Origin of the sequence: Nocardioides sp. LS1 (genome assembly GCF_003865225.1) — a bacterium.
Lineage (GTDB): Bacteria > Actinomycetota > Actinomycetes > Propionibacteriales > Nocardioidaceae > Nocardioides > Nocardioides ginsengisegetis.
The window spans coordinates 872,594-899,157 of record NZ_BIFF01000002.1 but is presented as its reverse complement, the minus strand read 5'-3'; the positions used below and the strand labels follow the sequence as shown (position 1 = coordinate 899,157).

The window sequence follows — 26,564 nt, the reverse complement described above, 5'->3', positions numbered from 1 at the left end:
CTTCTCATGGTGAAGCGGCGTGGCCACCCGGCCCGCTGGCCGCCGCCGCTCCGGCCCGAAATGCACTCGAGGGCGCCGACCGTGTCGACGCCCTCGAGAGTGGCGGAGGTAGGGGGATTCGAACCCCCGAGGGCTATTAACCCAACCCGCTTTCCAAGCGAGCGCCATAGGCCACTAGGCGATACCTCCGCGGAGGAGGCTACCGGTCGGCGTCCGGGCGATGAAATCGGCCTCCCCGGGTGGCCGTGTTGGTCCGCCCGAGGCCCTCACCTAGACTCTGCGCCAACCCCCCGCGTGGCGGCATCTCACCGAACTCCCCCAGGGCCGGAAGGCAGCAAGGGTAGGCGAGCTCTGTCGGGTACGCGGGGGGCCTCTTCGTCTCCGGAGGCCTCCACAGCCCCGTACGCCGACCGCCGGTCACCGCGCGCTACCCGGTGTCGGCGCGGGTGGTTAGGGTTCAGGCGTGGAGTCACCCCTCGCGTTGTACCGCCGCTACCGGCCCGAGACGTTTGCCGAGGTCATCGGCCAGGATCACGTCACGACGCCGCTGCGAGCCGCGCTCGCGAACAACCGGGTCAACCACGCCTACCTCTTCTCCGGGCCGCGCGGCTGCGGCAAGACCACCTCGGCCCGGATCCTGGCCCGCGCGCTCAACTGCGAGCTCGCGCCGGTGGCCGACCCGTGCGGCGAGTGCGACAGCTGCCGTGACCTGGCGCGCGGCGGTCCGGGCTCGATCGACGTCATCGAGATCGACGCGGCCTCCCACGGCGGTGTCGACGACGCCCGCGACCTGCGCGAGAAGGCGTTCTTCGCGCCGGTGCGCAGCCGCTACAAGGTCTACATCATCGACGAGGCCCACATGGTGACCACGCAGGGCTTCAACGCCCTGCTCAAGCTGGTCGAGGAGCCGCCGCCCCACCTGCGCTTCATCTTCGCCACCACCGAGCCCGACAAGGTGCTGCCGACGATCCGGTCGCGGACCCACCACTACCCCTTCCGGCTGATCCCGCCGCGGCTGCTCTCCTCCTACCTCTCCGAGCTCTGCGAGAAGGAGCAGGTCTCCATCGAGCCGGCCGCCCTGCCGCTCGTGGTGCGGGCCGGTGCCGGTTCGGCCCGTGACACCCTGAGCGTTCTCGACCAGCTGCTCGGCGGCGCCGGGCCCGAGGGCGTGACCCACCAGCTGGCCACGGGTCTGCTGGGCTACACCCCCGACTCGCTGCTCGACGAGGTCGTCGACGCGTTCGCGGCCGGCGACGGCTCGGCGGTGTTCGGCGTGGTCGACAAGGTGATCGAGACCGGTCAGGACCCGCGCCGCTTCACCGAGGACCTGCTCCGCCGCCTGCGCGACCTCGTCATCGTCGACGCCGTGCCGGACGCCCCGGCGACCGGCCTCATCGACTGCTCCGAGGACCAGGGCGAGCGGCTGGTCGCCCAGGCCGCCCGCTTCGGCAGCGCCGAGCTCAGCCGCGCGGCCGACCTCGTCGCCTCCGGGCTGACCGAGATGCGGGGCGCGACCGCGCCGCGGCTGCTGCTGGAGCTGATCGTGGCCCGGGTCCTGCTGCCCGGCGCCGACCACTCCACCGACGGCCTCGCCGCGCGCCTCGACCGGATCGAGAAGCGGATCGCGATCACCGGGGTGCCCTCGGCCACCGCCGCGCCCCAGCCCGCCGTCCCCCAGCAGGACCGGCCCGCCCAGGTCCACGTGACCAGCGACGTCGTCGCGCCGACGCCGGCCCCCGTCCGCCCCGAGCCGGTCGCCGAGCCCGCGCCCATCCCCGAGCGCACGCCCGAGCCCGAGCCCGTCCGGGCTCCGGCCCCGCCCGAGCCCGAGCCGACCGCCCCTGCGGCCGCCCCTGCGGCCGCCCCCGCCGCGGCCCCCGCGGCCGGCGGCGGGCTGTCGCTCATCGACGTACGCCGCCTCTGGCCCGACATCGTCGACGCCACCAAGCTGCGCCGCCGGGTCACCTGGATGCACCTCACCCAGAACTGCCAGGTCGTCTCGATCGAGGGAAACGTGCTGACCCTGGGCTTCCCCAACGCCGGCGCCCGCGAGTCCTTCGACAACGGTGGCAGCGCCGAGATCGTGCGCCAGGCGGCGATCGACGTGGTCGGCGCCGACTGGCGGATCGTGACCATCGTCGACCCCGGAGCCCAGGCCGACGCCGGCCAGCGCCCGCCCGCGCCGGCCCCGGCGGCTCCCGACCCGGCTCCCGCCGCGCCGGCGGTCTCCGACGCGCCGGAGCAGGCGGCAGCGCCGGTCAGCCCGCCCGCGTGGGTCTCCGACGAGCCCGAGACCCCGACGGCCCAGGCGCCGACGTCGCCCGCCCCCGAGGCCGGCGCCCCGGAGGCGCCGCCGGCCCGGGAGAAGGCCGGCCCCGAGGCGATCGCGGCGGCCAAGGCCGCCATCCAGTCCACCCGCCAGTCGGGCGAGGAGGCGGCCCGTTCCGACGATGCCGCCGAGCGTGACGCCGACGCCAGCCTCGACGACGTCGACGCCGACCACCAGGGCCTCGCCGGGGCGGAGCTCCTCCAGCGCGAGCTGGGTGCGAGGGTGATCGAGGAGATCCGGCACCAGTGAGCGACCCCGGTCGTTCGACCCACCAGAGCAGCAGTCCGGCACCACCCCACGAGTCAGAGGTGACCTCATGAGCCAGAACCCCTTCGACGCCCTCGGCGGAGCCGGCGGCTTCGACATGAACGCGCTGCTGCAGCAGGCGCAGCAGATGCAGGAGCAGCTCGCCAGCGCGCAGCAGCGCCTGACCGAGACCACGGTCGACGGCACCGTCTCCGGCGGGGCGGTCACCGTGACCGTCAACGGTGTCGGCGAGGTCGTCAACGTCGACATCAAGGCCGGCGAGTTCGACGGCAGCGACGCCGACGACCTCTCCGACCTGGGCGACATGATCGTCGCCGCCTACCGCGACGCCAAGGCCCAGGCCGACGCCCTCGCCGGGGAGGCCCTCGGGCCGCTCGCCGGTGGCGGCGGTGCCCCGGGCGGCCTGCCCGGCCAGCTGGGCTTCTAGGAGCGCCCACCGATGTACGAAGGCGTCGTCCAGGACCTCATCGACGAGCTCGGCAGGCTGCCGGGCGTCGGTCCCAAGAGCGCGCAACGGATCGCCTTCCACCTGCTCCAGGCCGAGCCGGCCGACGTGCGTCGTCTCGCCGACGTGCTGATCGAGGTCAAGGCCAAGGTGAAGTTCTGCTCCATCTGCTTCAACGTCTCCGAGGACGAGCAGTGCCGGATCTGCCGCGACCCGCGTCGCGACGGCACGGTCCTGTGCGTCGTGGAGGAGTACAAGGACGTCGTCGCGATCGAGCGCACCCGCGAGTTCCGGGGCCGCTACCACGTCCTCGGCGGGGCGATCTCGCCGATCGACGGCATCGGCCCCGAGCAGCTGCGGATCCGCGAGCTGATGATGCGGCTGGCCGACGGCACCATCACCGAGACCATCCTCGCCACCGACCCCAACCTCGAGGGCGAGGCCACCGCGACCTATCTCACCCGCATGCTCAAGCCGCTCGGCTTGCGCGTGACCCGATTGGCGAGTGGACTGCCCGTAGGCGGTGACCTCGAGTACGCCGACGAGGTCACCCTGGGACGAGCGTTCGCTGGGAGGCGGTCTGCCGATGACTGAGACACCCGAGAGCCGGATCGACGGCGCGACCGAGGAGTTCGCGACCCAGATCGCCGACCAGGTCGAGAGCTTCCTGATCGCCGTGCAGGCCATCGCCCGCGAGGCCGACGGCGGCCGGGCGATCTCGCTGCTGCTGCTCGAGATCAGCCAGGTCCTGCTGGCCGGTGCCCGCCTCGGCGCCCAGAGCGACTTCGCGCCCCGCGCCGAGTACCAGCCCGACGTCGGCCCCGAGCCCGACATCGACGCCCTCCGGCTGCGGCTGGCCGAGATCCTCGGCAACGTCGACACCTACAGCTTCGTGTTCGACCCCTACGTGCCCGAGGCCGTCGAGAGCCAGCTCTCCGACGACATCGCCAGCATCGCCACCGACCTCGAGAACGGCCTGCGCCACTACCGCCTCGGCAACATCGACGAGGCCCTGTGGTGGTGGCAGTTCTCCTACGTCTCCTCGTGGGGCAACCTCGCGGGCGCCGCGCTCAACGCGCTGCTCTCGGTCGTGGCCCACGACCGCCTCGACACCGAGATCGCCTTCGAGGAGGAGCAGCTCGCCGTGGCCGAGGAGATCCTCGAGGCTGAGATGCGGGAGTCCGGCGAGCGCGCTCCCCGCTAGACTCGAGGCCGGTCGCAGCGCAGCGCGGCGTGGCCCGGCCGGTCCGGGCGAGCGACCTCGAGACGCCATCGACCTCCGAGGAACCAGCTGTGGGCATTGTCGTGCAGAAGTACGGCGGTTCGTCCGTCGCCGACGCCGCCGGCATCAAGCGGGTGGCGCAGCGCATCGTCAACACCCGCAAGGCGGGCAACGACGTCGTCGTCGTGGTCTCCGCGATGGGCGACACGACCGACGAGCTGCGTGACCTCGCTGAGCAGGTGACCCCGCTCCCGCCGCCGCGCGAGCTGGACATGCTGCTCACCGCCGGCGAGCGCATCTCCATGGCCCTGGTGGCCATGGCGATCGCCCAGCTGGGCCACAAGGCGCAGTCGTTCACCGGCTCCCAGGCCGGCGTGATCACCGACTCGGCGCACGGCAAGGCCAAGATCATCGACATCACGCCGGGCCGGATCGAGACCGCGATCAAGGACGGCGCGATCGCGATCGTGGCCGGCTTCCAGGGCGTCTCCCAGGACACCAAGGACATCACCACGCTCGGCCGCGGCGCCTCCGACACGACCGCCGTCGCGCTCGCGGCCGCCCTCGGCGCGGACGTGTGCGAGATCTACAGCGACGTCGACGGCGTGTTCACCGCCGACCCCCGGATCGTCCCGACGGCCCGCAAGCTCGACCGCGTCTCCACCGAGGAGATGCTCGAGATGGCGGCCTCCGGCGCCAAGATCCTCCACCTGCGGTGCGTCGAGTACGCCCGCCGCTACAACATGCCGATCCACGTGCGCTCCTCCTTCTCGCAGAAGGAAGGCACCTGGGTGGTCCCCGACTCGCACAAGGGAGAAGAAGACATGGAGCAGGCGATCATCGCCGGCGTCGCGCACGACGTCAGCGAGGCCAAGATCACCGTGGTCGGAGTGCCCGACAAGGTCGGCGAGGCCGCCCGCATCTTCGAGGCCCTGGCCGCGACCGAGGTCAACATCGACATGGTCGTCCAGAACGTCTCCGCCGCTGCCACGGCGCTGACCGACATCTCCTTCACGCTGCCCCGCGCCGACGGACAGGCGGCCATGGGAGCGCTGGCGCGCATCCAGGACGAGGTCGGCTACGACAAGCTGCTCTACGACGACCAGGTCGGCAAGGTCTCCCTGATCGGCGCCGGCATGCGCTCGCACCCGGGCATCACGGCCAAGTTCTTCGCCGCGCTGGCCTCCTCGGGGGTCAACATCGAGATGATCTCCACCTCCGAGATCCGGATCTCCGTGATCGTCGACGAGGCCCAGGTCCCCGACGCCGTCCGCGCCACCCACACCGCCTTCGACCTCGACTCCACCGAGGTCGAGGCCGTCGTCTACGGCGGGACGGGCCGCTGATCATGGGCATCAACATCGGCGTCGTCGGCGCCACCGGACAGGTCGGCGTCGCCATGCGCCAGATCCTCGAGGAGCGTGCCTTCCCGGTCGACCAGATCCGCTTCTTCGCCTCCGCCCGGTCCGCCGGCAAGGTGCTGCCCTTCACGGGCCCCGGTGGTGAGCAGAGCGTGGTCGTCGAGGACGCCGAGACCGCCGACCCGACCGGGCTCGACATCGCGCTCTTCTCCGCGGGTGCGACCACGTCGCGTGCGCTGGCGCAGAAGTTCGTCGACGCCGGCGTCATCGTCATCGACAACTCCAGTGCCTTCCGCAGGGACCCCGCGATCCCGCTCGTCGTCGCCGAGGTCAACCCCGAGGCGATGGCCGGGGTGGTGGAGGCCGGACGCGGCATCATCGCCAACCCCAACTGCACGACGATGGCCGCGATGCCGGTCCTCAAGCCGCTGCACGACGCGGCCGGCCTCGTGCGTCTGATCGCCTCGACCTACCAGGCCGTCTCCGGCTCCGGCGTCGCCGGCGTGGAGGAGCTCGCCGGACAGGTCGCCGCAGCCGGCGACAAGGCCCGTGAGCTGGCCTACGACGGCCAGGCCGTGACGTTCCCGGAGCCGGACAAGTACGCCCGCACGATCGCCTACAACGTGCTCCCGCTGGCCGGCTCGATCGTCGACGACGGCCTCAACGAGACCGACGAGGAGCAGAAGCTCCGCAACGAGTCCCGCAAGATCCTCGGCATCCCCGACCTGCGGGTCTCCGGCATCTGCGTGCGCGTCCCGGTCTTCACCGGCCACTCGCTGGCGATCAACGCCGAGTTCGCCCAGCCGATGCCGGTCGCCCGCGCGCGCGAGCTGCTGGCCGACGCCCCCGGCGTCGAGCTGTCGGAGATCCCCACGCCGCTCCAGGCGGCCGGTCAGGACCCGTCGTACGTCGGGCGCCTGCGCCAGGATCCTGGCGTCGACGACGACCGCGGGCTGGCGCTGTTCATCTCCAACGACAACCTGCGCAAGGGCGCGGCCCTCAACACGGTGCAGATCGCGGAGCTGATCGCCCGACGCTGAGCTCGACCCTCAGCCCGACCCTCGGCCCGACCCTCAGAGGTCGGCCGGCTCGATGAAGGCCGTCGTCACCCAGTGGGCGAGGGCGAAGGTGAGCACCGAGAACAGCGGGATGACGATGATCATCCACCAGTTGAAGAGCACGTCGACGAGGAACAGCAGCGCCAGGACGGCCAGCAGGCCGACGGCCAGGAAGCTGGTGCTCCCGGGGTCGGTCACCCCGAACGCCCGCAGCAGCAGCGAGCCCAGGAAGACCATCGCGATCATGATCGCGAGGAGCAGCAGGAAGCCGGGGCCGCCGCACGACGAGGTGCCCTTGGCGACCTCGCAGAGGTGCAGGGAGCCCCAGGTCAGCCCGACGGTGATCACGCCGACCAGGAGGCCGGTGAGGACCGCGGCGGTCATCCCGCCGACGGCGGGCAGGCTGCGGCGGGGCGGGCGGGGCGTGCGGGCGCGACGGGCGCCCGGCTCGGGCTCCGGCTCCGGGGCAGGCATCGAGGCGGTCGCCGGAGCTGGCGCGGGGGCGGGTACCGGAGCGGGCTCGGGTGCGGGCTCGGGTGCGGGCTCGGGCTCGGGCTCCGGCTCGGGCTCGCTCTCGAAGATCGTGGTGGGCGTCTCGTCGTGGGGTTCGGGCGGTGCGTCAGCGGGTGCGGACTTCCTGCGCCGCCGGCGGCCGAACCCCAGCGAGGGCAGCTCCAGCGACGGTCCGCCGTTTCCCTGATCCTCTTCAGCCATGGCCGTGAGTTTGCCAGATGCTCCCGCCGTCGCGGTGCGACCGTCCCGGAAATGCGTCAGGGGCCGGATCCTGGTGGATCCGGCCCCTGACGGCCTCGGGAGAGACCTGCTGTCGGGCTGACAGTGTGCTGGCTCAGGACATACCGGACACATGTCTCACGACATCCCGGACACGACACCCCCGCGACCGGGCAGGTGTCATGACACCTGTCGAGATCCTCCCGTCATGTCGAAGGCCCGCCTGGTCATCACCGCCGTCACCGTCGAGAAGCGACCAGTCGCCGAAGTGGCCGCCACCTACGGCATGGCCCGCTCCTGGATCTACGAACTCCTGACCCGCTACCAGGACGAGGGCGAGGCCGCCTTCGAACCCCGATCACGGCGCCCCAAGACCTCGCCCAACGCAACCCCAGCCGAGACCATCGAGCTGATCCTGCGACTGCGCAAGGAGCTCCTCGATGAGGGTCACGACGCCGGCGCCGACACGCTCGTGTGGCACCTCCTCCAGCACCACCGCGTCACCGTGTCCCGAGCCACCGTCCACCGGATCCTGACCCGCCATGGCGCGGTCACCCCGGAGCCGAAGAAGAAGCCGAAGTCGTCCTACATCCGGTTCGAAGCAGCGATGCCGAACCAGACCTGGCAGTCCGACTTCACCCACTACCCGCTGACCGACACCCACGCCTTCCCCACGGGCGTCGAGATCATCACCTGGCTCGACGACTGCAGCACCGCTACGCCCTGCACGTGTCCGCGCATCGGGCGATCACGACCCCGATCGTCAAGGCCAGCTTCCGAAAAGCCGCAGGTCAGCACGGCATCCCCGCGTCAACGCTCACCGACAACGGAATGGTCTACACCGTCCGCCTCGCCGGCATCGGCCGCCAAGGAGGCCGAAACAGCTTCGAGCAGCAACTACGTGACTGGCACGTGGTCCAGAAGAACTCTCGCCCCAGCCACCCCACCACCTGCGGCAAGGTCGAACGCTTCCAGCAGACCATGAAGAAATGGCTACGCGCCCAGCCCGTGCAGCCCTCGACCATCGCCGAACTGCAGGCGCTACTCGACCGATTCGTCGCCGAATACAACCATCGCCGCCCGCACCGATCGCTACCGCACCGGGCCACCCCGGCAACGCTCTACGACTCGACGCCCAAGGCCCTGCCAGGCCCCAGCCGCGCCCCCGACACCCACGACCGGATCCGCCACGACCGCGTCGACAAGTCAGGCACCGTCACCCTGCGCGTCGCCGGCCAAATGCGCCACATCGGAGTCGGACGAACCCACAAGGGAACCCACGTCATCCTGCTCGTCCAGGACCTGGACGTCAGGGTCGTCCACGCCATCACCGGCGAACTCCTCCGCGAACTGACCATCGACCCCAACAGGGACTACCAGCCACGAACCCCGAAATGACGAACACCCGAACCCACTTCCGTGGGTTCGGGTGTCCTCGATGTCCTGAGACATCACACTGTCGGGCTGACAGGATTTGAACCTGCGGCCCTCCTCGTCCCGAACGAGGCGCGCTACCAAGCTGCGCCACAGCCCGAACATGGACCGGATCGACTCGATCCGCCCACGAGCAAGGGAGCATACCCGAGCACGGACGGGCTCTTGAAATCGGCCCAATCCCTGGGGAGGGAGGGGCTCAGGACCGCCGCGGCGTGAGCGTCAGGAGCGTCGCCTCGGGGCGGCAGGCGACCCGGATCCGGGCGTAGGGGCTGGTGCCCAGACCGGCCGACACGTGCAGCCAGGTCGACCCCGGGTCGCCGTCGCGGGAGTCGGCCGGGTGGCGGTGCAGGCCCTTGGCACGGGCGGGCTCGAGGTCGCAGTTGGTGGTCAGGGCGCCGACCCCCGGCAGGCAGACCTGGCCGCCGTGGGTGTGCCCGGCGATGATCGCGTCGTAGCCGTCGGCGGCGAAGGCGTCCAGGACCCGCAGGTAGGGCGCGTGGGCGACCGCGAGGCGTACGTCGGCGGCGGGGTCGGCCGGTCCGCGCACCTCCTCGAGCCGGTCGTAGTCGAGGTGCGGGTCGTCGACGCCGGCGAACGCGAACGTCGTGCCCGCCACCTCGAGGGCGCCGTGCCGGTTGGTCAGGTCGAGCCAGCCGGCGTCGGAGAACGTCGAGCGGAGCTCGCGCCACGGCAGCTGGGGGGTGTGGGTGTTGCGCTTGCCGTCGTCGGGCAGCAGGTAGCGCAGCGGGTTGCGCAGGCTGGGCGCGAAGTAGTCGTTGGACCCGAACACGAACACGCCCGGCAGGTCGAGCAGCGGCCCGAGCGAGTCGCGGACCACCGGCACGGACGCCATGTGGGCGAGGTTGTCGCCGGTGTTGACGACCAGGTCGGGCTCCAGGCGAGACAGGCCCCGCAGCCACTCCTGCTTGCGGGTCTGGCCGGGCGTCATGTGCACGTCGCTGAGGTGGAGCACGCGCAGCGGCCGATGGCCCGGTGGGAGCAGCGGGACCGAGACGTGCCGCAGCGTGTAGGCACGCGCCTCCCACGCGGCGTACGTCGTGAGGCCGGCGCCCGCGACCGCGCCGGCGGCGGCGAGGCCGCGGAGGGTGCGCAGGGCGGGGGAGGGGCTCACCTCGGCAAGGCTGCCACAATGACGTCCATGAGTGCTCTGAAGGACCGTCTCCGCGCCGACCTGACCGCCGCCATCAAGGCGCGCGACGAGGTGCGCTCCTCCACGCTGCGGATGGTCCTGACCGCGATCACCAACGCCGAGGTCGCCGGCAAGGAGGCCCGCGAGCTCAGCGACGACGACGTCATCGGCGTGCTGTCCAGCGAGGGCAAGAAGCGCCGCGAGGCGGCCACCGCCTTCGAGGAGGGTGGCCGCGCCGAGATGGCGGCCAAGGAGAAGGCCGAGGCCGCGGTGATCGCTGACTACCTGCCCGAGCAGCTCTCCGCCGACGACATCGCCACCCTGGTCACCGCCGCGATCGCCCAGGTCGGCGCGGCCGGTGAGGGCATGAAGGCGATGGGCAAGGTGATGGGCGTCGTCACCCCGCAGGTCAAGGGCCGAGCCGACGGCGGCGCGGTTGCCGCGGAGGTCCGCCGCCAGCTCGCCTGAGGCGGCCCGAGCGACTCAGCGGTGCTTGCCGCCGTGCTTGCCGCCTCCGCCGTGGTGGTGGCCCGGGGGTCTCGGCGGTGGCGGCGGGTTGCCGGTCGACTGGTAGATCGTCACGGTCTCGCCGCTGCTCGACTCCGAACCGCCTGTCGGGTAGGTGTAGGCGACGGTGTCCTTGGAGTACGTCGAGGGGCGGTAGCCGCCCAGGACGTAGGTGAACCCGGCGGCCTCGATGGCGGCCTCGGCCGAGCCGATGTCGTAGCCGTTGACGTCGGGCACCGTGGCCATGACGCCGGCGACGTCGTCGGGCGAGGGCTGGACGAAGTCGTCGTTGGGCAGGGTGTCGTCCACGACGTGCATGGCCTCGGCCCACATCGGGCCGGCGAAGCCTGAGCCGGTGGCGGTGTAGACGTAGTTGCCGCCGACGTACTGTCCGGCGAGCTTGAGCGGCCGGCCGAGCTGGTCGGCGCCGGCGATCATGCCCGCGGTCGCGATGTGCGGGGTGTAGCCCACGAACCACACCGACTTGCCGTCCTGGGACGTTCCGGTCTTGGCCGCCGACGGCACGCTCAGGTTGGTGTGGCCGAGGTCGTAGCCGAAGCCGCCCGGCTCCTGCACGCCGCGCAGGACGTCGCTGACCGCGTCAGCGGTGCTCTGCGGCATCACCTGCTGGCACTGGCTCGGGAACTCCTTGATGGTGTTGCCGCCGGAGTCCTCGATCGCGGTGATCGGGCGGGCATCGCAGTGGAGGCCGCGCGCGCCGAAGGTCGCATAGGCCTCGGCCATCTCCAGCGGGCTGGCGTTGTCGACGCCGAGGGTGAAGGTCGGCACGCGCTCGGCGCCGTTGCCGTACTGGTCGCCCTTGGGGTCGGTCAGGTCGACGCCCATCTCGCGGGCCAGCTTGAACGGCTCGCACACGCCGGTGAGCGCCTCGAGCTGGAGGTAGAACGTGTTGACCGACTTCTGGGTGCCGCGGTAGACGTCCATGACGCCGTCGATGGTGGAGTTGCTGACGTCGAAGGTGCCGGCGAACGGCGGCTCGCCCGGGCAGTTGGCGTAGTCGGCCTGGTTGAAGGTCATCGTGTGCTGGGCGTTGAAGGTCTTGGACAGCGGGATGCCCTGGTTGATGGCGGCCGCCAGCACGAAGGCCTTGAACGTCGAGCCGGCCTGGAAGCCGGCGGAGTCGCCGTACTTCTGCGGGACGACGTAGTTGAGGTAGGTCTGGCCGGCCTTGCGGTCCCCGCCCATCGGGCGGGACTGGGAGATCGCCTTCACGTCGCCGGTGCCGGGCTCGATCATGGCGAGCGCGCCGATGGCCTGGTCGGTCGGGAAGACGTGGGCGCGGACCGACGCGTCGGCGGCGTCCTGGTCGCGCAGGTCGACGGTGGTGCGGATGGTCAGGCCGCCGGAGTAGAGCAGGCTCTTGCGGTCCTTGACCGAGCGACCCAGCGAGGGGTCGTGGAGGAGCCGGTTGACGACGTAGTCGCAGAAGAACGGCGCCCGCGAGAAGACGCAGCCGTTCTTGGACGCGACCACGTGCAGGCCGAGCTTCTGCTTCTTGGTCTTGGCGGCCTTCTCGTGGCTGATCACGTTGAGCTCGGCCATCCGGTCGAGCACGACGTTGCGGCGCTCGATGGCCCGGTCGGGGGAGTTGGTCGGGTCATAGCCGGTGGGGTTCTTCACCAGGCCGGCCAGGACGGCGGACTGCCGGAGGTTGAGGTCCTTGGCGTTGACGTCGAAGTAGTGCCGGGCGGCGGCCTGGATGCCGTAGGCGCCGTCGCCGAAGTAGGCGATGTTGAGGTAGCGCTCGAGGATCCAGTCCTTGGAGTAGTGCTGCTCGAAGGCGATGGCGTAGCGCAGCTCGCGCAGCTTGCGCGCGTAGGTGTCGTCGGTCGCCGCCTTCATCTCCTTCTTGGTCTTCGCCTGGCTCAGCAGCGTCAGCTTGACCATCTGCTGGGTGATCGAGGAGCCACCCTGGACCACGCCGCTGCTGGCCTGGTTGGTGATGAGGGCGCGCAGCGTGCCCTTCAGGTCGAGGGCGCCGTGCTGGTAGAAGCGGTAGTCCTCGATGGCGACGATCGCCTTGACCATGGTCCGCGAGATCTGGTCGAGCGGGACGTTGATGCGGTTCTCGTCGTAGAGCGAGGCGATCACGTTGCCCTGGGAGTCGACGATGCGCGTCTTCTGGGCCAGCGCCTCGGTCTTCAGCTCGGCCGGCAGCGCGTCCATCGTCGTCGCGACGTTGCGGGCCCCGATCCCGATCACGCCCGCGAACGGGATCGCCAGCCCGGCCACGACGACGCCCATCACGACGGCGACGGCGAGCATGACGCCGAGGTGGGAGGCGACGCGGCCGGCGGAGAGTCGCTCGTTGCGGGGCACGGACATGCGCTCCAGACTACGGGAGCGCCGGAGCCCCAACCTAGTCGTGATCACATCGAACTAGTCACTTCGGACTACGACAATTGAGTCGAAGAGGTCTGCCTGTCTTGTCGCGTCTCACATAACTTCTTTACTTGAGGGGACTCTCCCGGATCGCACGTCATGGGGACGTGAACCGATCCCGGACGATGTGGGGACATCATCATGTGGGTAGAAGATTGGACGCCGGCCGCTGCGTGCCGCCAGGCGCAGCCGGACCAGCTGTTCGTGCGTGGTGCGGAGCAGAACAAGGCCAAGCAGCTGTGCGCGGGTTGCCCCGTGCGCACCGAGTGCCTCGCTGAGGCGCTCGACAACCAGATCGAGTGGGGCGTCTGGGGAGGGATGACCGAGCGCGAGCGCCGGGCACTTCTCCGCCGCCGCCCGGCTGCCTCGTGGCGAGCGGTCCTCGAGGCCGCCCGCGAGCAGGGCAGCCCGGTCACCGCCAAGTCCGGCGCGCTGCACGTCTGACGGGCTCGCCCCGCGGTGACGCGGGGCGTTTCGTCTCAGGCCTGCTCGCCTGCCAGGAGTGCGCCCACGCGGCGCAGCCCCGACAGGTCGTGCACGTCTCCGGCGAGCGCCGGCACCACCGCCGTGGGCACCTCCGGGTGGGCCGCGGCGAACCGGTCGCGCAGCAACGCCTCGCGCTCGACCATCCGGGTCTGGTCGGCGTGCAGCCGCAGCAGGCCGGCCGTCAGCGAGCCCTCCTCCGCCTTGCGGAGCCGCGCGGACGCCGCCATCGCCTCGTCGGCCGACAGGGCACCCTCCGGCTCGGGGCTGGCGCGGTTGACCACCAGCCCGGCCAGCGGCATGCCGTCCTCGCTCAGGCGCTCGACGAAGTACGCCGCCTCGCGCAGCGCGTCCGGCTCGGGTGCGGCCACCACCAGGAACGCCGTGCCGTCGGCCTGCAGCAGCTCGAAGGTCTTCTGGGCCCGCTGGCGGAAGCCGCCGAAGAGGGTGTCGAAGGCCGCCACGAAGGTCTGCATGTCCCGCAGCACCTGCGCCCCGAGGATCTTGGTGAGCGCGTTGGTGATCAGGCTCAGCCCCGCCGTCATCACCTTGGCCGGTCCGCGTGCCGGCGCCAGCAGCAGCCGGATGAACTTGCCGTCCAGGAAGCTGGAGAGCCGCTCGGGCGCATCGAGGAAGTCCAGGGCCGAGCGCGACGGCGGGGTGTCGACGACGATCAGGTCGTAGGTGCCGGTGCGCTGGGCCTCCTGGTGGATCTGGCCGAGCTTCTCCATCGCCATGTACTCCTGCGTGCCCGCGAACGAGCTCGACAACGCGATGTAGAAGGGGTTCTCCAGGATCTGCTTCGCCTTCTCCGGGGTGGCCTGGCTCTCCACCACCTCGTCGAAGGTACGCTTCATGTCCAGCATCATCGCGTCGAGCGCGCCGCCGCCCGCGGCGTCGACGCCGACCACGGGGCGGGGGGTGTTGTCGAGCGCCTCGATCCCCATCGACTGCGCGAGCCGCCGGGCCGGGTCGATGGTCAGCACCACGACCTTGCGGCCGCGCTCGGCCGCGCGCAGGGCCAGGGCTGCGGACGTCGTGGTCTTGCCGACCCCGCCGGACCCGCAGCACACGATGATCCCGGTGTGCGGGTCGTCGAGGAGCGCGTCGACGTCGAGGTGGCCGGCCCGCGAGTCGGACTGGGGGCCGCGGCGCGCGTGGGCGTGGCTCGTCGGGGTGTTCATGCCATGCCCTGCTTCCTCAGCTCGGCGGCGAGCTCGTAGAGCGCGCCGAGGTCGACGCCACCCGCCAGGCGGGGGAGCTCGTACGACGGAACTCCGAGACCCGCCACGATCTCGCGCTGCGTGTCCTCCAGGGACCGGCGCTCGGCGTGGTCGGCCGCCTCCGACAGCAGCCCCTCGACGAGGTCGTCGCCGTCCTCGACGCCGGCCTGCTTGAGGTCGGCGCGGACCTGGTCGGCGTCGATCCGGCCCTCGCGTGCCGCCGCGAGGTCGTCGGCGTCGAGGTCGCGCGGCCGGACCAGGTTGACCACCACCCCGCCGACGGGGAGCCCCGCCCGGCGCAGCTCGTCGATGCCGTCGGAGGTCTCCTGGACCGGCATCTCCTCCAGGACCGTCACGAGGTGGACGGCGGTGCGGGCGGAGCGGAAGAGCGTCATGACGGTGTCGGCCTGGCTCTTGACGGGTCCGACCTTCGCGAGCCCGGCCAGCTCGTTGTTGACGTTGAGGAACTGCGTGATCCGGCCGGTCGGCGGCGCGTCCAGCACGACGGCGTCGTACTGGATCGCCTTCTTGTTGCGGCTGTTGCGCTGGGCGGCCTCGAAGACCTTGCCGGTCAGCAGCACGTCGCGCACGCCGGGAGCGATCGTGGTGGCGAACTCGATGACGCCGAAGCGGTCCAGGGCCCGACCGGCCCGGCCGAGCTTGTAGTACATCGAGAGGTACTCCAGCAGCGCCGACTCGGCGTCGATGTGCAGCGCGTGCACGGTGCCGGGGGTCCCGTCGGGGCCCTTGAGGCCGGTCGCGAGGCGGCGCTCCTCGTAGGGCAGGGGGTCGACGTCGAACATCCGGGCGATGCCCTGGCGCCCCTCGACCTCGCACAGCAGCACGTTCCTGCCGTGGGAGGCCAGGGCCAGGGCGAGGGCAGCGGCGACGGTGGACTTGCCGGTCCCGCCCTTGCCCGTGACGACGTGGAGGCGCACCTTCGGCCAGTCGGACATGTGTCGCAGCGTAGGCGGTCGCCGTCTGGAGTGTGAGTGGCAGCCATACGGGAGTGACCGGCGTCATGACTAGGATCGCCGGAGTCGAACAGGGAGGAACCGGCGTGGACAAGGTCGTGGGCAGTGCTGCCGAGGCGGTCGCCGACATCGCGAGCGGATCGACGCTCTCGGTCGGCGGCTTCGGGCTCTGCGGGATTCCGTCGGTGCTGATCGAGGCGATCCTCGACAGCGGCGCGAGTGACCTCGAGGCGGTGTCGAACAACTGCGGCGTCGACGACTGGGGGCTGGGCCGGCTGCTGATGGCCAAGCGGCTGCGCCGGATGGTCTCCTCCTACGTCGGGGAGAACAAGGAGTTCGCGCGGCAGTACCTCCACGGCGAGCTCGAGGTCGAGCTCACCCCGCAGGGGACGCTGGCCGAGCGGATGCGGGCCGGCGGCTCGGGCATCCCGGCGTTCTTCACCGCGACCGGCGGCGGCACCCAGGTCGCCGAGGGCGGCCTGCCGTGGAAGTACGACGCCGACGGCAACGTGATCGTGTCCTCCCCGCCGAAGGAGACCCGTGACTTCGGGGGTCGTGAGTACGTCCTGGAGGAGGCCATCGTGGCCGACTTCGGACTGGTGCGGGCCTGGAAGGGCGACCGCCACGGCAACCTCGTCTACCGCGACTCCGCGCGCAACTTCAACCCGCTCGCCGCGATGTGCGGTCGGGTCACGATTGCGGAGGTCGAGGAGCTCGTCGAGCCCGGCGAGCTCGACCCCAACCACGTGCACACCCCCGGCGTCTTCGTGCAGCGGGTGGTCGCGCTGACCCCCGAGCAGGCCGCCGACAAGCGGATCGAGAAGCGCACCGTGCGACCCCGGACCGAGGAGCAGGCATGAGCTGGACCCGTGAGGAGATGGCCGCCCGGGCGGCCTCGGAGCTGACCGACGGCTCCTACGTCAACCTCGGCATCGGGCTGCCGACGCTGGTGCCCAACTACGTCGCCGACGACGTGGAGCTGGTGCTGCAGTCCGAGAACGGCATCCTCGGCGTGGGTGCCTACCCGGTCGAGGGCGAGGAGGACGCCGACCTGATCAACGCCGGCAAGGAGACCGTCACGCTGCGTCGCGGGGCCTCGTTCTTCGACTCGGCCACGTCGTTCGGGATGATCCGCGGCGGCAAGATCGATGCCGCGATCCTGGGCGCCATGCAGGTCTCGGCCGCCGGCGACATCGCCAACTGGATGATCCCCGGCAAGATGGTCAAGGGCATGGGCGGCGCGATGGACCTGGTCCACGGCGCCAAGCGGGTGATCGTGCTGATGGAGCACGTGGCCAAGGACGGCACCTACAAGATCGTCAACGAGTGCTCGCTGCCCTACACCGGCCGCGCGGTCGTCGAGCGGATCATCACCGACCTCGCGGTGATCGACGTACTCCCCGACGGCGGTGGCCTCAAGCTCGTCGAGCTGGCCCCCGGCGTCACCGAGGACGAGGTCCGGGAGAAGACCGAGCCCGAGCTCGCCTGAGGCCTGCAGGAGGCCTGCCGGACCGCTCGGAGCGCCCGAGTAGGGTGCCGGGCATGACCAAATGGGAGTACCTGACGGCGCCGATCCTGACGCACGCCGCGAAGCAGATCCTCGACAACTTCGGCTCCGACGGGTGGGAGCTGGTGCAGATCGCGCCGGGCATGAACCCCGAGAACCTCGTCGGCTACTTCAAGCGTCCGCTGGAAGGGTGAACACCATGAGCACTCCCGAGGAGCGCCTGGCCGCGATCGGCCTGTCCGTGCCCGAGGTGGCCAAGCCGGTCGCGGTCTACGTGCCCGCCGTCCGCAGCGGCAACTACGTCTTCACCTCCGGCCAGCTGCCGATGAAGTCGGGCGAGCTCATGGTCACCGGCAAGGTCGGCGGCGAGGTCACCCAGGAGGAGGCCGTCGCCTGCGCCCAGCAGTGCGCGCTCAACGCGATCGCCGCCGTGAAGGCCGAGATCGGCGACCTGTCGCTCGTCAAGCGGATCGTCAAGGTCGTCGCCTTCGTCGCGTCCACGCCGGACTTCACCGGCCAGCCGCAGGTCGCCAACGGAGCGTCGGAGCTGTTCGGCGCGGCCTTCGGCGACGCCGGCGTCCACGCCCGCTCGGCGGTCGGCGTCCCGGTCCTGCCGCTCGACGCCCCGGTCGAGGTCGAGATCATGGTCGAGGTCTGAGCGACCCGTGCAGCGCATCCCGCTCCCGCAGCAGCTCGTCGACCAGGCCGCGGCGTACGCCGACGGGACGGCGACGCCCGCCGAGCCGCGCGACGCCGCGACCGTGGTCCTGCTCCGACCCTCGCCCGAGGGGCCCTCGGTCTACCTGCTGCGCCGGCAGGCGTCGATGGCGTTCGCCGCGGGCATGTGCGTCTTCCCCGGCGGCGGCGTCGACCCGCGCGACTTCGACCACTCGGTCGCCTGGGCCGGCCCGACGCCTGCGGAGTGGGCGGGGCGGCTGGGGGTCGACGAGCCGAAGGCACGGGCGCTGGTCTGTGCCGCGGTCCGCGAGACCTTCGAGGAGTCCGGGGTGCTGCTGGCCGGCACCGCCGACGAGATCGTCGCCGACACCACCGGTGAGGACTGGGAGGCCGACCGCCTCGCGCTGGAGGCCCGGGAGCTGGCGTTCACCGAGTTCCTGGACCGACGCGGACTGGTGCTACGCACCGACCTGCTCGGCGTCTGGGCCGGCTGGCTGACGCCCGTCTTCGAGCCGAAGCGCTACCGCACGTGGTTCTTCACCGCGCTGCTGCCCGAGGGTCAGGTGACCCGGGACGTCTCCTCGGAGTCGTCGTCGGTCACGTGGCTGCCGGCCATGTCGGCCGTCTCCGCGGTGGAGTCCGGCGACATGTTCATGATGCCGCCGACGTACCTCACCTGCCTGGAGGTGGGGCAGTTCGCCGAGCCCGCGGGAGTGCTCGCGGAGGCGTCCGGTCGGGGGGTCGAGATGTTCATGCCCGAGGTGGTCCCGGAAGGCGAGGAGTTCGTGCTGTCCGTGCCGGAGCGGTGCGCCGGGTTGCTGGCCTCGCGATGACCTGGTCCGGGGGGACGTTCGGCGAGCGGGGCGCGTGCGTCCTGGCGCCCAACGCCGACATGATGACCCTCGACGGCACCAACACGTGGGTGCTGCGGGAGCCCGACGCCCGGCGCTCGATCGTGGTCGACCCAGGGCCCTCGATCCTGTCCCACCTCGACGCGGTGGCCGATGTCGCCGGCGAGGTCGGCCTGGTGCTGCTCACCCACCACCACGCCGACCACTCCGAGGCGGCCCGCGAGTTCGCCGAGCGGATGGGCTGCGGGGTGCGCGCCCTGGACCCGGCCTACCGGCTCGGCTCCGAGGGCCTGGCCGACGGTGACGTCGTCGCGCTCGACGGCCTCGAGGTGCACGTCGTCGGCACGCCCGGACACACGGCCGACTCGCTGTCGTTCCTGCTGCCGGCCGAGCGGGTGGTCCTCACCGGCGACACGGTGCTGGGCCGCGGCACCACGGTCGTGGCGCACCCCGACGGTCGGCTCGGCGCCTACCTCGACTCGCTCGACCGGCTCCACGCGCTGGCCGCCGAGCACGAGCTCGCCGCCATCTGGCCCGGCCACGGGCCGGTCATCGACGACGCCCTCGGCGCGCTCGACTACTACATCGCGCACCGCCGGGAGCGGCTGGCGCAGGTCGAGGCCGCCGTCGGGACACTGCGGGCGACGGGCGGCGACGAGTCGCTCACCGACGACGAGCTGCCCCGACGCGTGGTCGAGATCGTCTACCAGGACGTCGACCCCGTGCTGTGGGGCGCGGCCGAGCTGTCCGTGCGAGCCCAGCTGGCCCACCTCCAAGGTTGAATCGGGACTTTCCGTCACTCGAGTCGGTACTTCCCGTCAGGCGAGTCGGAATCTGTGGCCGTCGACGGGCCATGAGCCGTCCACAGGTGGACCTCGACACGTGGGTCACCACAGACCGGGGGAGGACGGACGCGCGAGGACCCGCTCGACGCCGAAGGTCGTCGGATGGAGAGCATCTGGCCCGCCCACCCGTTCACCCTCGCAGCGCTGCGGGAGCGGGGGCTCCGGCCCTCGGACGTACGCCGGGGACTGCGCCGCGGTGAGCTCAGCTCGCCCCTACGAGGCGTCTACCTCCGCTCGGATGTGCCGGACACGCTGGAGCTGCGGGTGGCGGCGGTCGCCCAGGTCGTCACGCCCCATCACGTCGTCACCGACCGCACGGCCGCATGGCTGCACGGTGTCGACGTCCACTCCTTCGCCGAGCACGACGTCCCGCTCCAGGTCGAGGTGTGCGCGTTGCGCTGGCACGAGCCGACGTCGCTGCCCGGCGTAGACGGTCGGACCCGGGACCTCGCGCCGGACGACGTGATGACAGTCCACGGTCTCCGCGTCACCACCCCGTTGCGCACCGCGCTTGACCTCGGCTGCTGCCTGCGGCGCCGTGAGGCCTTCGGCGCGATGGTCGCCCTGGCGCACGAGCACGGACTGACCCGGGCCGAGCTCCTCCGGGAGCTGGCGCGACGCTACGGCCGCCGGCGGGGGGTGATCCAGGCACGGCGGCTGGCGGCGCTGGTCGACCCGCGGATCGAGTCGCAGCGGGAGGCCTGGGTGTTCCTCGAGATCGCCGAGGCCGGGCTCGCCCTGCCCGAGCCGCAAGTGTGGATCGAGGTCGACGGCGTGCCCACGTTCCGGCTCGACTTCGCCTATCGCCGCGCGCGGGTGGCGGTGGAGTACGACGGCGAGGAGGCGCACGAGGGCAGCGACCAGCGCGAGTACGACGAGCGCCGTCGCGCCTGGCTGCGCGCCCACGGGTGGACCGTCATCGTCGTACGTGCCGGTGACTTCACCGGGGACGCACTGACCCACTGGCTCCAGCTGGTCAGCGAGGCACTGCGGTCGTCGTACACCACCCGGAGGTGGTGACCGGAACTACCGACTCGAGTGACGAGAAGTCCCGATTCGACTCAGCGGGCGCGGCGGGCCAGTCGCTCGACGTCCATGATCACGACCGAGCGCGGCTCGAGGCGCAGCCAGCCGCGCGACGCGAAGTCGGCCAGCGCCTTGTTGACGGTCTCGCGGGAGGCGCCGACCAGCTGGGCGAGCTCCTCCTGCGTGAGGTCGTGGTGGACGTGGACGCCGTCGTCGGCGGTGCGGCCGAAGCGGTCGGCGAGGTCGAGCAGCGCCTTGGCCACGCGGCCGGGTACGTCGGAGAAGACCAGGTCGGCGACGACGTCGTTGGCCTTGCGCAGGCGGCCGGCCAGCTGGGCGAGGAGGCCACGCGCCACGACGGGACGGCCCTCGAGCCAGCGGAGGAGGTCCTCGTGGGAGAGCGAGGCGAAGGACGCGTCGGTGACGGCGGTGACGGTGGCCGAGCGCGGGCCCGGGTCGAAGAGCGAGAGCTCGCCGAACATCTGGCCGGGGCCGAGGATCGCGAGGAGGTTCTCGCGGCCGTCGGAGGACGTGCGGCCCAGCTTCACCTTGCCGTCGAGGACGACGTACAACTTGTCGCCGGAGTCGCCCTCGTGGAACAGCACGTCGCCGCGACGCAGCCGGCTCTCGGTCATGGACGACCGCAGGGCGGTGGCAGCCTCGTCGTCCAGCGCGCTGAACAGCGGCGCCTGACGCAGTACGTCGTTGTCCACGGATCCTCCTTGTGACGGTGCCGCCCCACACGGGCGCCGGGCTGATCCTAGCCAGTGCAATAGGTCACAGGAACAACCGCGTGCGGGAAGTCGGTCTCGGGACGGTCCGGAGCACCTGACCGGGGGGTCGGTGGTCCGCCGTACGCTGGGGCTCGTGCCCGCCGCCGAAACCAGGACCGGGATGGTCCGCCGCGCCCGGAAGATCGACCGGGTGCTGGCCGATACCTACCCCGACGCACGCTGCGAGCTCGACTTCGACAACCCCTTCGAGCTGCTCGTGGTCACCGTCCTGTCCGCCCAGACGACCGACAAGCGGGTCAATGCCGTCCGGCCGACGCTCTTCGCGGCCTACCCCGACCCCGAGTCGATGGCGGCCGCCGAGCGGGACAAGCTCGAGCAGATCGTGGGCCCGCTCGGCTTCTTCCGGGCCAAGACCGAGTCGCTGCTCAAGCTCAGCCAGGCCCTCGTCGAGCGGTACGACGGGCAGGTGCCTGGCCGGCTCGAGGACCTCGTGACGCTGCCGGGGGTGGGCCGCAAGACCGCCAACGTGGTGCTCGGCAACGCCTTCGACGTCCCCGGCATCACCGTCGACACCCACTTCGGCCGCCTCGCGCGCCGCTTCGGCTGGACCGCGGAGACCGACCCCGTGAAGGTCGAGCACGCGATCGGCGAGCTGTTCCCCAAGCGGGACTGGACGATGCTCAGCCACCACCTGATCTGGCACGGCCGCCGGATCTGCCACGCCCGCAACCCCGCGTGCGGGGCCTGTCCGGTCGCCCGCTGGTGCCCGGCCTACGGCGAGGGACCGGTCGACCCGGTCGCGGCGGCCAGGCTCGTGAAGACCGAGGGCCGCGCATGAGGCGGACCCTGACGGCGCTGCTCATGGTCGCCGGGCTGGTGGTCCTGGCGGGCTGCACCGCGCCCGAGAAGGCCACGACGAGCCCGAGTGCGTCCAGTGTCGACGTCGACACCCCCACGCTGCGCGACATGCGCAAGGCCGCGGGCGTCGAGCCCTGCGCCGACGGCGGTGCCACGGCGGTCGACGGAGGCCTCCCCGCGCTGACCCTGCCCTGCCTGGGCGGCGGGCACGACGTGGACCTGTCCTCGCTCAAGGGTCCGATGGTGGTCAACCTCTGGCAGGCCTTCTGCGGGCCGTGCCGCGAGGAGATGCCCGCCCTGCAGGCGTTCTACGCCGACCATGGTGACCAGGTGGCGGTCGTCGGCATCGACTACCAGGACGTCCAGCCCGAGGCCGCGCTCGAGCTGGTGAAGAAGACCGGTGTCACCTACCCGCTCGTGGCCGACCCGGGCGGCGACCTCAACGGCAACGGCGCGTTCCCGCGGGTCCGCGGCCTGCCCTACCTCGCGTTCGTCGCAGCTGACGGCTCGCTCGCGTACGTCGGGGCCGGCGGCGTCTCCTCGGAGCAGGAGCTGGTGGACCTCGTCCACGAGCACCTCGGGATCGACCTGTGAGCCCCGCGCTCCCGGACTGGCTGCGGCCGGTCGAGGCGGCCGCCGCGTCGATCACGGTCCACGACCTGACGCGCTTCATGCCGCCCGACGACCACGACGGCCGCTACGGCGCGGTGCTGATGCTCTTCGGCGAGGGGCAGCGGGGCCCCGACCTGCTGCTGACCGAGCGCGCCCACCACATGCGCTCCCACCCCGGGCAGGTGTCCTTCCCGGGCGGCACGATCGACGAGGGGGAGACCCCGGTCGAGGCGGCCCTGCGGGAGGCCTGGGAGGAGACCGGGCTCGACCCCGACGGGGTGGAGGTCTTCGCCGACCTGCCCGAGCTGTGGCTGCCGCCGAGCAACTTCGCGGTCACGCCGGTGCTGGGGTGGTGGCGCGAGCCCACCGAGGTCCGGGTCGTCGACCCCGACGAGGTGCACGCCGTCTACCGCGTGCCGATCAGCGAGCTGGTCGACCCGACGCACCGGATCGTCGTACGCCACCCCGGTGGCTGGGTCGGTCCGGGCTTCCTGATCGGGGAGGACAAGGACGTCATCCTCTGGGGCTTCACCGCCGGCATCATCGCCCGGCTCTTCGAGTTCCTCGGCTGGACACGGGAGATCGAGGACGCCCCCGTCCGTGACCTTCCGGGCTACATGCTGCAGGGTGATCCCCCGAGACGGGACTTCAAGCCCAACACCAGATTCGAGGATCGCCGGTGAACCTGCTCGACTGGTTGTTGGTCGTGCTCGTCCTGGCCTACGCCCTCTCGGGCTACTGGCAGGGTTTCGTGACCGGCGCGTTCGCCACCGGGGGCCTGCTGCTCGGCGGCCTCTTCGGCGTGTGGCTGGCCCCGGTCGCCCTCGGCAACGCCACGCCGTCCCTGCTGGTCTCCCTCGGGGCGCTGTTCATCGTGATCCTGTCCGCCTCGCTCGGCCAGGCGGTGCTGCAGTTCGTCGGCGCCAAGATCCGCGACCGGATCACCTGGCAGCCGATCCGGGCGATCGACGCCGTGGGCGGTGCCGCGCTGTCGGCGGTCGCCGTGCTGCTCGTCGCCTGGGCGCTGGGTGTCGCCGTGTCCGGCACGCGCATCGGCGGCATCACGCCGCTGGTCCGCAACTCGGTGGTGCTCGCCGAGGTCGACCGGGCGCTGCCCTCGTCGGCGGGCGGCGTGCTCCAGGCCTTCAACAACGTCGTGGGCACCAGCTTCTTCCCCCGCTACCTCGAGCCGTTCGCCCCCGAGCGCATCGTCGAGGTCGGCCCCGGCCCCCAGCGGCTGCTCAAGGACCCCGACGTCGAGAACGCCGGGCCCAGCGTGCTCAAGGTGCGCGGCACCAACGTCTGCGGGCGTGGGGTCGAGGGCAGCGGCTTCCTCTACGCCGACAACCGCCTGATGACCAACGCCCACGTCGTGGCCGGCGTCCGCCACCCCGAGGTCGAGACGAGCGATGGCGCCGTGCCCGCTCAGGTCGTCTACTACAACCCCGACATCGACGTGGCCGTGCTGTCCTTCGACGACGGCGGCGTCTCGCCGCTGTCCTTCGACACCACCGCCAAGGAGCGCGAGGGCGTGGCGATCCTGGGCTACCCCCAGGACGGGCCGTACGACGTGGAGGCCGGCCGGATCCGCTCCGAGCAGCGGCTCCGCTCGCCCAACATCTACGGCGACGGCACCGTGATCCGCGAGGTGTTCTCGCTGCGCGGGCTCGTCCGCCCCGGCAACTCGGGCGGGCCGATCGTGTCCTCGGCCGGCGACGTGGTCGGCGTGGTCTTCGCCGCCTCCGTCACCGACTCCCAGACCGGCTATGCGCTGACGGCCGACCAGGTCGCCAAGAGTGCCGAGGCCGGGAAGGCCAGCGACACCGAGGTGTCGACCGGCGACTGCGCCAGCTGAGCGGAGCCGGCGTGTCGAGACCCGAGCTGGGGCTCAGGAACGGCCCTTCAGGGCGGCGGGGATCTGCCGGCCCTGCTCGATCGCCTTCTCCGGCGGGCCGACCTTCTTGAGCTTCTTCACGCCCACGAAGACCAGCAGGCCGGCGAGGAGCAGGTAGAAGCCGAAGACGATCAGGAAGGCCCAGTGCAGGGCCAGGCCGTGGCCGTTCCAGTTGATGAAGTAGGCGATCGCCACCGAGAGCATGATGACCGCGAGCACGGCCAGGAACCCGGCCGCCGCGAACAGGCCGACGCCGAGGCCGCCGTTGCGGACGCTCACCTTGAGCTCGGACTTGGCCAGCTCGATCTCCTTGGAGATCAGGGTGGAGATGTCGCGGCTGGCGTCGGTGACCAGACGACCGATGGTCGGGTCGCCTGCCTGGGGCGTGGCTGCCTTGACCGGTTCGTTGCTCAACGTGTGTCCCTCGTCTCGGCCGGATGGCTTGCAGGCCAGACCCTACCCAACAGCTCGACGGAGGTCAGTCTCAGGCGCGCGCGGTGAACGTCGCGGTCAACGCGTCCGCCTCACCGGGGTCGGCGATCACCAGGACGACGTCGCCCGCGCGCAGCTCGCTGTCGCCCCGCACGGGCAGCAGGCGGCCGTCGCGCACGACCAGGCTGACCCAGGCGTCCTCGGGCAGGCAGTCGAGGTCGTCGATGCGCCGCCCGTCGGCCGGTGAGCCCGGGGTGACGGTGAGCTGGTGGGCGCTCTCGGGCTCGTCGGCGAGGCGCACGCCCAGGGCCCAGGGCTGCGGCTCGGCGGTCCGCATCGGCAGGTGCAGCCAGCCGGCCACCGACGGCACCAGGCTGCCCTGGACGAGCACGGAGAAGAGCACGACCACGACGACGATCGCGTAGAGCCGCTCGGCGCCGGGCACGTGGTCGGCCAGGATGAACGAGCCGAGCAGGATCGGGACCGCTCCCTTGAGCCCCGCGAACAGCACGAAGGCCAGCTCGTTGCGCTCCATCCGGGCGGGCAGCAGGCACAGGCCGACGAACACCGGCCGGACCACGAAGGCCAGCACGGCGGCGATCGCGACGCCCGGGACCCACACGTCGAGGCGGGTGAGCTCGGCCAGGTCGACGGTCAGTCCGAGCACGACGAACGCGACGATCTCGCCCAGGCTGGCGAGCGCGGAGTGGAACCGCTCGATCTCCCGCTTGTACGGCGCCCTCGCGTCCCCGAGCAGGATGCCGGCGACGAACACCGCGAGGAACCCGGAGCCGTGCGCGAGGGTGGCTGCGCCGTACAGGACCAGGACGCCGGCGGCCGTGCGCAGCGCGTAGAGGCCCTCGCTGGGCAGCGGCACCGCGCGCATGAACCACAGCAGCGCCCGGCCACCGCCCACGCCGACCAGCGCGCCGACGCCCATCTGCAGGGAGAACTCGGCGGCAATGTGGACGAACGCCCCGCCGCTGATGCCCCCGGCCGTGATCAGGCTGGCCATCAGGGCGATGCCGACCGGGTCGTTGGCGCCGGACTCGCCCTCGAGGATGGTGCCGCTGCGGCCGGAGACCTCGCGCTGGCCGAGCACCGAGAACACGACGGCCGGGTCGGTCGGGGAGATCGCGGTCGCGACCAGCATCGACGGGAACCAGTCGAGCCCGACGGCCATGTGGATGAAGACGGCGATCGCGCCGGCCGTCAGGAACGTGCCGAGCACGCCGACGACCAGGATCGGGACCGCCGCCTCACGGACCCGGCGCGCGCCCATGTGCATCCCGCCGTTGAACAGGATGCAGACCAGCGCCAGGCTGACCAGGCGTTCGACCGTCCGCTCCGGCGGCTGGTGCACGGCCGGGACGGCCTGGACGGCGACCGCCGCGGCGACGAGGACCAGCAGCGGGGCCGGGACCTTGGTCCGCTCCGTCAGCCGGTTGGAGAGCAGGGCCAGGAGCCCGACCCCGGCGACGAGCAGGACCTGGCTGGCGAAGTCGGCGGTGTCGGTCATCGAGCTCCGTCGGGTAG

28 protein-coding genes, 2 tRNA genes, 1 other RNA gene and 1 pseudogene are annotated in these 26,564 nt (G+C 71.6%); 22 read left to right on the top strand and 10 right to left on the bottom strand.

Annotated elements, in window-relative coordinates; all coding sequences use genetic code 11:
- Nucleotides 1–100: 100 nt before the first annotated feature.
- Nucleotides 101–189, bottom strand: a tRNA-Ser gene (locus EJF31_RS09205).
- Nucleotides 190–284: 95 nt separating this feature from the next.
- Between EJF31_RS09205 and ffs the strand changes: the two genes are divergently transcribed.
- The 7 genes from ffs (at nt 285) to EJF31_RS09170 (ending at nt 6,664) form a co-directional block, all read left to right on the top strand.
- Nucleotides 285–375: signal recognition particle sRNA small type (gene ffs / locus EJF31_RS09200), an RNA gene on the top strand.
- Between the two features lie 88 nt (nt 376–463).
- Nucleotides 464–2,578 carry a DNA polymerase III subunit gamma and tau gene (locus tag EJF31_RS09195; RefSeq protein WP_125036771.1) on the top strand — a complete coding sequence of 705 codons (2,115 nt, stop codon included), beginning with the start codon at nt 464–466 and terminating at the stop codon, nt 2,576–2,578.
- A 67-nt stretch (nt 2,579–2,645) separates the two neighbouring features.
- Nucleotides 2,646–3,023, top strand: a complete 378-nt coding sequence (locus EJF31_RS09190) for a YbaB/EbfC family nucleoid-associated protein (RefSeq protein ID WP_125036770.1) — start codon at nt 2,646–2,648, stop codon at nt 3,021–3,023.
- Between the two features lie 12 nt (nt 3,024–3,035).
- Nucleotides 3,036–3,635, top strand: a complete 600-nt coding sequence (gene recR / locus EJF31_RS09185) for a recombination mediator RecR (RefSeq protein ID WP_125036769.1) — start codon at nt 3,036–3,038, stop codon at nt 3,633–3,635.
- Entirely contained in the window at nt 3,628–4,245 is a 618-nt protein-coding gene (locus EJF31_RS09180; RefSeq protein ID WP_125036768.1) for a DUF5063 domain-containing protein, read from the top strand. The genes recR and EJF31_RS09180 overlap by 8 nt, the downstream gene beginning before the upstream one ends.
- Nucleotides 4,246–4,334: 89 nt before the next feature.
- Nucleotides 4,335–5,609 (top strand): aspartate kinase, encoded by a 1,275-nt coding sequence (locus tag EJF31_RS09175; RefSeq protein WP_125036767.1) that lies wholly within the window; start codon nt 4,335–4,337, stop codon nt 5,607–5,609.
- Between the two features lie 2 nt (nt 5,610–5,611).
- Nucleotides 5,612–6,664 carry an aspartate-semialdehyde dehydrogenase gene (locus EJF31_RS09170; protein WP_125036766.1) on the top strand — a complete coding sequence of 351 codons (1,053 nt, stop codon included), beginning with the start codon at nt 5,612–5,614 and terminating at the stop codon, nt 6,662–6,664.
- A gap of 33 nt (nt 6,665–6,697) precedes the next feature.
- Here EJF31_RS09170 and EJF31_RS09165 read toward each other — a convergent pair whose 3' ends face one another.
- Nucleotides 6,698–7,396 carry a hypothetical protein gene (locus EJF31_RS09165; protein ID WP_125036765.1) on the bottom strand — a complete coding sequence of 233 codons (699 nt, stop codon included), beginning with the start codon at nt 7,394–7,396 and terminating at the stop codon, nt 6,698–6,700.
- Between the two features lie 151 nt (nt 7,397–7,547).
- Here EJF31_RS09165 and EJF31_RS22545 point away from each other — a divergent pair.
- Together EJF31_RS22545 and EJF31_RS22110 are read left to right on the top strand one after the other, a co-directional pair.
- Nucleotides 7,548–7,889: pseudogene (locus EJF31_RS22545) on the top strand (helix-turn-helix domain-containing protein); the annotation flags it as partial.
- A gap of 254 nt (nt 7,890–8,143) precedes the next feature.
- Nucleotides 8,144–8,812 carry an integrase core domain-containing protein gene (locus EJF31_RS22110; protein ID WP_260430729.1) on the top strand — a complete coding sequence of 223 codons (669 nt, stop codon included), beginning with the start codon at nt 8,144–8,146 and terminating at the stop codon, nt 8,810–8,812.
- A 61-nt stretch (nt 8,813–8,873) separates the two neighbouring features.
- On the opposite strand, the gene EJF31_RS09155 is transcribed toward EJF31_RS22110, so the two are convergent.
- Both EJF31_RS09155 and EJF31_RS09150 read right to left on the bottom strand, forming a co-directional pair.
- A tRNA-Pro gene (locus EJF31_RS09155) sits at nt 8,874–8,948 on the bottom strand.
- Between the two features lie 99 nt (nt 8,949–9,047).
- Nucleotides 9,048–9,983, bottom strand: coding sequence for a metallophosphoesterase (locus EJF31_RS09150; protein WP_125036764.1), 936 nt, complete (start codon nt 9,981–9,983; stop codon nt 9,048–9,050).
- Between the two features lie 27 nt (nt 9,984–10,010).
- Here EJF31_RS09150 and EJF31_RS09145 point away from each other — a divergent pair, with 27 nt between their 5' ends.
- Entirely contained in the window at nt 10,011–10,469 is a 459-nt protein-coding gene (locus EJF31_RS09145) for a GatB/YqeY domain-containing protein (protein ID WP_185736181.1), read from the top strand.
- A gap of 15 nt (nt 10,470–10,484) precedes the next feature.
- Here EJF31_RS09145 and EJF31_RS09140 read toward each other — a convergent pair whose 3' ends face one another.
- The gene (locus EJF31_RS09140; protein WP_125036762.1) at nt 10,485–12,854 is read right to left on the bottom strand and encodes a penicillin-binding protein; all 2,370 of its coding nucleotides are present in this window, start codon (nt 12,852–12,854) and stop codon (nt 10,485–10,487) included.
- 195 nt (nt 12,855–13,049) lie between these two features.
- On the opposite strand from EJF31_RS09140, the gene EJF31_RS09135 reads away from it, so the two are divergent.
- Entirely contained in the window at nt 13,050–13,355 is a 306-nt protein-coding gene (locus EJF31_RS09135) for a WhiB family transcriptional regulator (RefSeq protein WP_182541618.1), read from the top strand.
- A 35-nt stretch (nt 13,356–13,390) separates the two neighbouring features.
- On the opposite strand, the gene EJF31_RS09130 is transcribed toward EJF31_RS09135, so the two are convergent.
- Together EJF31_RS09130 and EJF31_RS09125 are read right to left on the bottom strand one after the other, a co-directional pair.
- Complete coding sequence (locus EJF31_RS09130) at nt 13,391–14,578, bottom strand: ArsA-related P-loop ATPase (RefSeq protein WP_125036760.1); 1,188 nt, start codon at nt 14,576–14,578, stop codon at nt 13,391–13,393.
- Nucleotides 14,575–15,582 carry an ArsA-related P-loop ATPase gene (locus EJF31_RS09125; RefSeq protein ID WP_373994717.1) on the bottom strand — a complete coding sequence of 336 codons (1,008 nt, stop codon included), beginning with the start codon at nt 15,580–15,582 and terminating at the stop codon, nt 14,575–14,577. Before EJF31_RS09125 ends, EJF31_RS09130 begins: the two co-directional genes overlap by 4 nt.
- A gap of 95 nt (nt 15,583–15,677) precedes the next feature.
- Here EJF31_RS09125 and EJF31_RS09120 point away from each other — a divergent pair, with 95 nt between their 5' ends.
- From EJF31_RS09120 to EJF31_RS09095, 7 genes are all read left to right on the top strand, one after another.
- Nucleotides 15,678–16,451, top strand: a complete 774-nt coding sequence (locus tag EJF31_RS09120; RefSeq protein ID WP_125036758.1) for a CoA transferase subunit A — start codon at nt 15,678–15,680, stop codon at nt 16,449–16,451.
- The gene (locus tag EJF31_RS09115) at nt 16,448–17,080 is read left to right on the top strand and encodes a 3-oxoacid CoA-transferase subunit B (protein WP_125036757.1); all 633 of its coding nucleotides are present in this window, start codon (nt 16,448–16,450) and stop codon (nt 17,078–17,080) included. Before EJF31_RS09120 ends, EJF31_RS09115 begins: the two co-directional genes overlap by 4 nt.
- 53 nt (nt 17,081–17,133) lie before the next feature.
- Entirely contained in the window at nt 17,134–17,292 is a 159-nt protein-coding gene (locus EJF31_RS21810; protein ID WP_167880347.1) for a DUF4177 domain-containing protein, read from the top strand.
- A 5-nt stretch (nt 17,293–17,297) separates the two neighbouring features.
- Nucleotides 17,298–17,756, top strand: a complete 459-nt coding sequence (locus EJF31_RS09110; RefSeq protein ID WP_125036756.1) for a RidA family protein — start codon at nt 17,298–17,300, stop codon at nt 17,754–17,756.
- A 7-nt stretch (nt 17,757–17,763) separates the two neighbouring features.
- Nucleotides 17,764–18,609, top strand: coding sequence for an NUDIX domain-containing protein (locus EJF31_RS09105; RefSeq protein ID WP_125036755.1), 846 nt, complete (start codon nt 17,764–17,766; stop codon nt 18,607–18,609).
- Nucleotides 18,606–19,409: an MBL fold metallo-hydrolase gene (locus EJF31_RS09100; RefSeq protein ID WP_125036754.1), complete on the top strand. Its 804-nt coding sequence runs from the start codon at nt 18,606–18,608 to the stop codon at nt 19,407–19,409. The genes EJF31_RS09105 and EJF31_RS09100 overlap by 4 nt, the downstream gene beginning before the upstream one ends.
- 165 nt (nt 19,410–19,574) lie before the next feature.
- A complete protein-coding gene (locus tag EJF31_RS09095) occupies nt 19,575–20,492 on the top strand; it encodes a DUF559 domain-containing protein (protein WP_125036753.1) in 918 nt (305 codons plus the stop codon).
- Between the two features lie 41 nt (nt 20,493–20,533).
- Here EJF31_RS09095 and EJF31_RS09090 read toward each other — a convergent pair whose 3' ends face one another.
- A complete protein-coding gene (locus EJF31_RS09090) occupies nt 20,534–21,211 on the bottom strand; it encodes a Crp/Fnr family transcriptional regulator (RefSeq protein ID WP_125036752.1) in 678 nt (225 codons plus the stop codon).
- Between the two features lie 181 nt (nt 21,212–21,392).
- Here EJF31_RS09090 and nth point away from each other — a divergent pair, with 181 nt between their 5' ends.
- Genes nth through EJF31_RS09070 form a run of 4 tightly spaced genes read left to right on the top strand, consistent with a single transcriptional unit; the run spans nt 21,393 to nt 24,557 of the window.
- On the top strand, nt 21,393–22,070 hold the full coding sequence (gene nth, locus EJF31_RS09085; protein ID WP_125037711.1) for an endonuclease III: 678 nt from the start codon (nt 21,393–21,395) through the stop codon (nt 22,068–22,070).
- Nucleotides 22,067–22,684, top strand: a complete 618-nt coding sequence (locus EJF31_RS09080) for a TlpA disulfide reductase family protein (protein WP_125036751.1) — start codon at nt 22,067–22,069, stop codon at nt 22,682–22,684. Before nth ends, EJF31_RS09080 begins: the two co-directional genes overlap by 4 nt.
- Nucleotides 22,681–23,385, top strand: coding sequence for a CoA pyrophosphatase (locus EJF31_RS09075; protein ID WP_221767508.1), 705 nt, complete (start codon nt 22,681–22,683; stop codon nt 23,383–23,385). Before EJF31_RS09080 ends, EJF31_RS09075 begins: the two co-directional genes overlap by 4 nt.
- Nucleotides 23,382–24,557 (top strand): MarP family serine protease, encoded by a 1,176-nt coding sequence (locus tag EJF31_RS09070; RefSeq protein WP_125036750.1) that lies wholly within the window; start codon nt 23,382–23,384, stop codon nt 24,555–24,557. Before EJF31_RS09075 ends, EJF31_RS09070 begins: the two co-directional genes overlap by 4 nt.
- A 33-nt stretch (nt 24,558–24,590) precedes the next feature.
- Here the strand turns inward: EJF31_RS09070 and EJF31_RS09065 are convergent, their stop codons facing one another.
- Together EJF31_RS09065 and EJF31_RS09060 are read right to left on the bottom strand one after the other, a co-directional pair.
- Nucleotides 24,591–25,010, bottom strand: coding sequence for a phage holin family protein (locus EJF31_RS09065; protein ID WP_125036749.1), 420 nt, complete (start codon nt 25,008–25,010; stop codon nt 24,591–24,593).
- A gap of 70 nt (nt 25,011–25,080) precedes the next feature.
- The gene (locus tag EJF31_RS09060; RefSeq protein ID WP_125036748.1) at nt 25,081–26,547 is read right to left on the bottom strand and encodes a cation:proton antiporter; all 1,467 of its coding nucleotides are present in this window, start codon (nt 26,545–26,547) and stop codon (nt 25,081–25,083) included.
- Nucleotides 26,548–26,564 lie beyond the last annotated feature (17 nt).

What these genes read in the sequence shown, in the direction of transcription:
- EJF31_RS09190 (WP_125036770.1), top strand. Translation starts at nt 2,646, where the DNA reads ATGAGCCAGAACCCCTTCGACGCCCTCGGCGGAGCCGGCGGCTTCGAC.
- recR (WP_125036769.1), top strand. Translation starts at nt 3,036, where the DNA reads ATGTACGAAGGCGTCGTCCAGGACCTCATCGACGAGCTCGGCAGGCTG.
- EJF31_RS09180 (WP_125036768.1), top strand. Translation starts at nt 3,628, where the DNA reads ATGACTGAGACACCCGAGAGCCGGATCGACGGCGCGACCGAGGAGTTC.
- EJF31_RS09170 (WP_125036766.1), top strand. Translation starts at nt 5,612, where the DNA reads ATGGGCATCAACATCGGCGTCGTCGGCGCCACCGGACAGGTCGGCGTC.
- EJF31_RS09165 (WP_125036765.1), bottom strand. Translation starts at nt 7,396, where the DNA reads ATGGCTGAAGAGGATCAGGGAAACGGCGGACCGTCGCTGGAGCTGCCC.
- EJF31_RS09145 (WP_185736181.1), top strand. Translation starts at nt 10,011, where the DNA reads ATGAGTGCTCTGAAGGACCGTCTCCGCGCCGACCTGACCGCCGCCATC.
- EJF31_RS09140 (WP_125036762.1), bottom strand. Translation starts at nt 12,854, where the DNA reads ATGTCCGTGCCCCGCAACGAGCGACTCTCCGCCGGCCGCGTCGCCTCC.
- EJF31_RS09130 (WP_125036760.1), bottom strand. Translation starts at nt 14,578, where the DNA reads ATGAACACCCCGACGAGCCACGCCCACGCGCGCCGCGGCCCCCAGTCC.
- EJF31_RS09115 (WP_125036757.1), top strand. Translation starts at nt 16,448, where the DNA reads ATGAGCTGGACCCGTGAGGAGATGGCCGCCCGGGCGGCCTCGGAGCTG.
- EJF31_RS21810 (WP_167880347.1), top strand. Translation starts at nt 17,134, where the DNA reads ATGACCAAATGGGAGTACCTGACGGCGCCGATCCTGACGCACGCCGCG.
- EJF31_RS09110 (WP_125036756.1), top strand. Translation starts at nt 17,298, where the DNA reads ATGAGCACTCCCGAGGAGCGCCTGGCCGCGATCGGCCTGTCCGTGCCC.
- EJF31_RS09100 (WP_125036754.1), top strand. Translation starts at nt 18,606, where the DNA reads ATGACCTGGTCCGGGGGGACGTTCGGCGAGCGGGGCGCGTGCGTCCTG.
- EJF31_RS09095 (WP_125036753.1), top strand. Translation starts at nt 19,575, where the DNA reads ATGGAGAGCATCTGGCCCGCCCACCCGTTCACCCTCGCAGCGCTGCGG.
- nth (WP_125037711.1), top strand. Translation starts at nt 21,393, where the DNA reads ATGGTCCGCCGCGCCCGGAAGATCGACCGGGTGCTGGCCGATACCTAC.
- EJF31_RS09080 (WP_125036751.1), top strand. Translation starts at nt 22,067, where the DNA reads ATGAGGCGGACCCTGACGGCGCTGCTCATGGTCGCCGGGCTGGTGGTC.
- EJF31_RS09060 (WP_125036748.1), bottom strand. Translation starts at nt 26,547, where the DNA reads ATGACCGACACCGCCGACTTCGCCAGCCAGGTCCTGCTCGTCGCCGGG.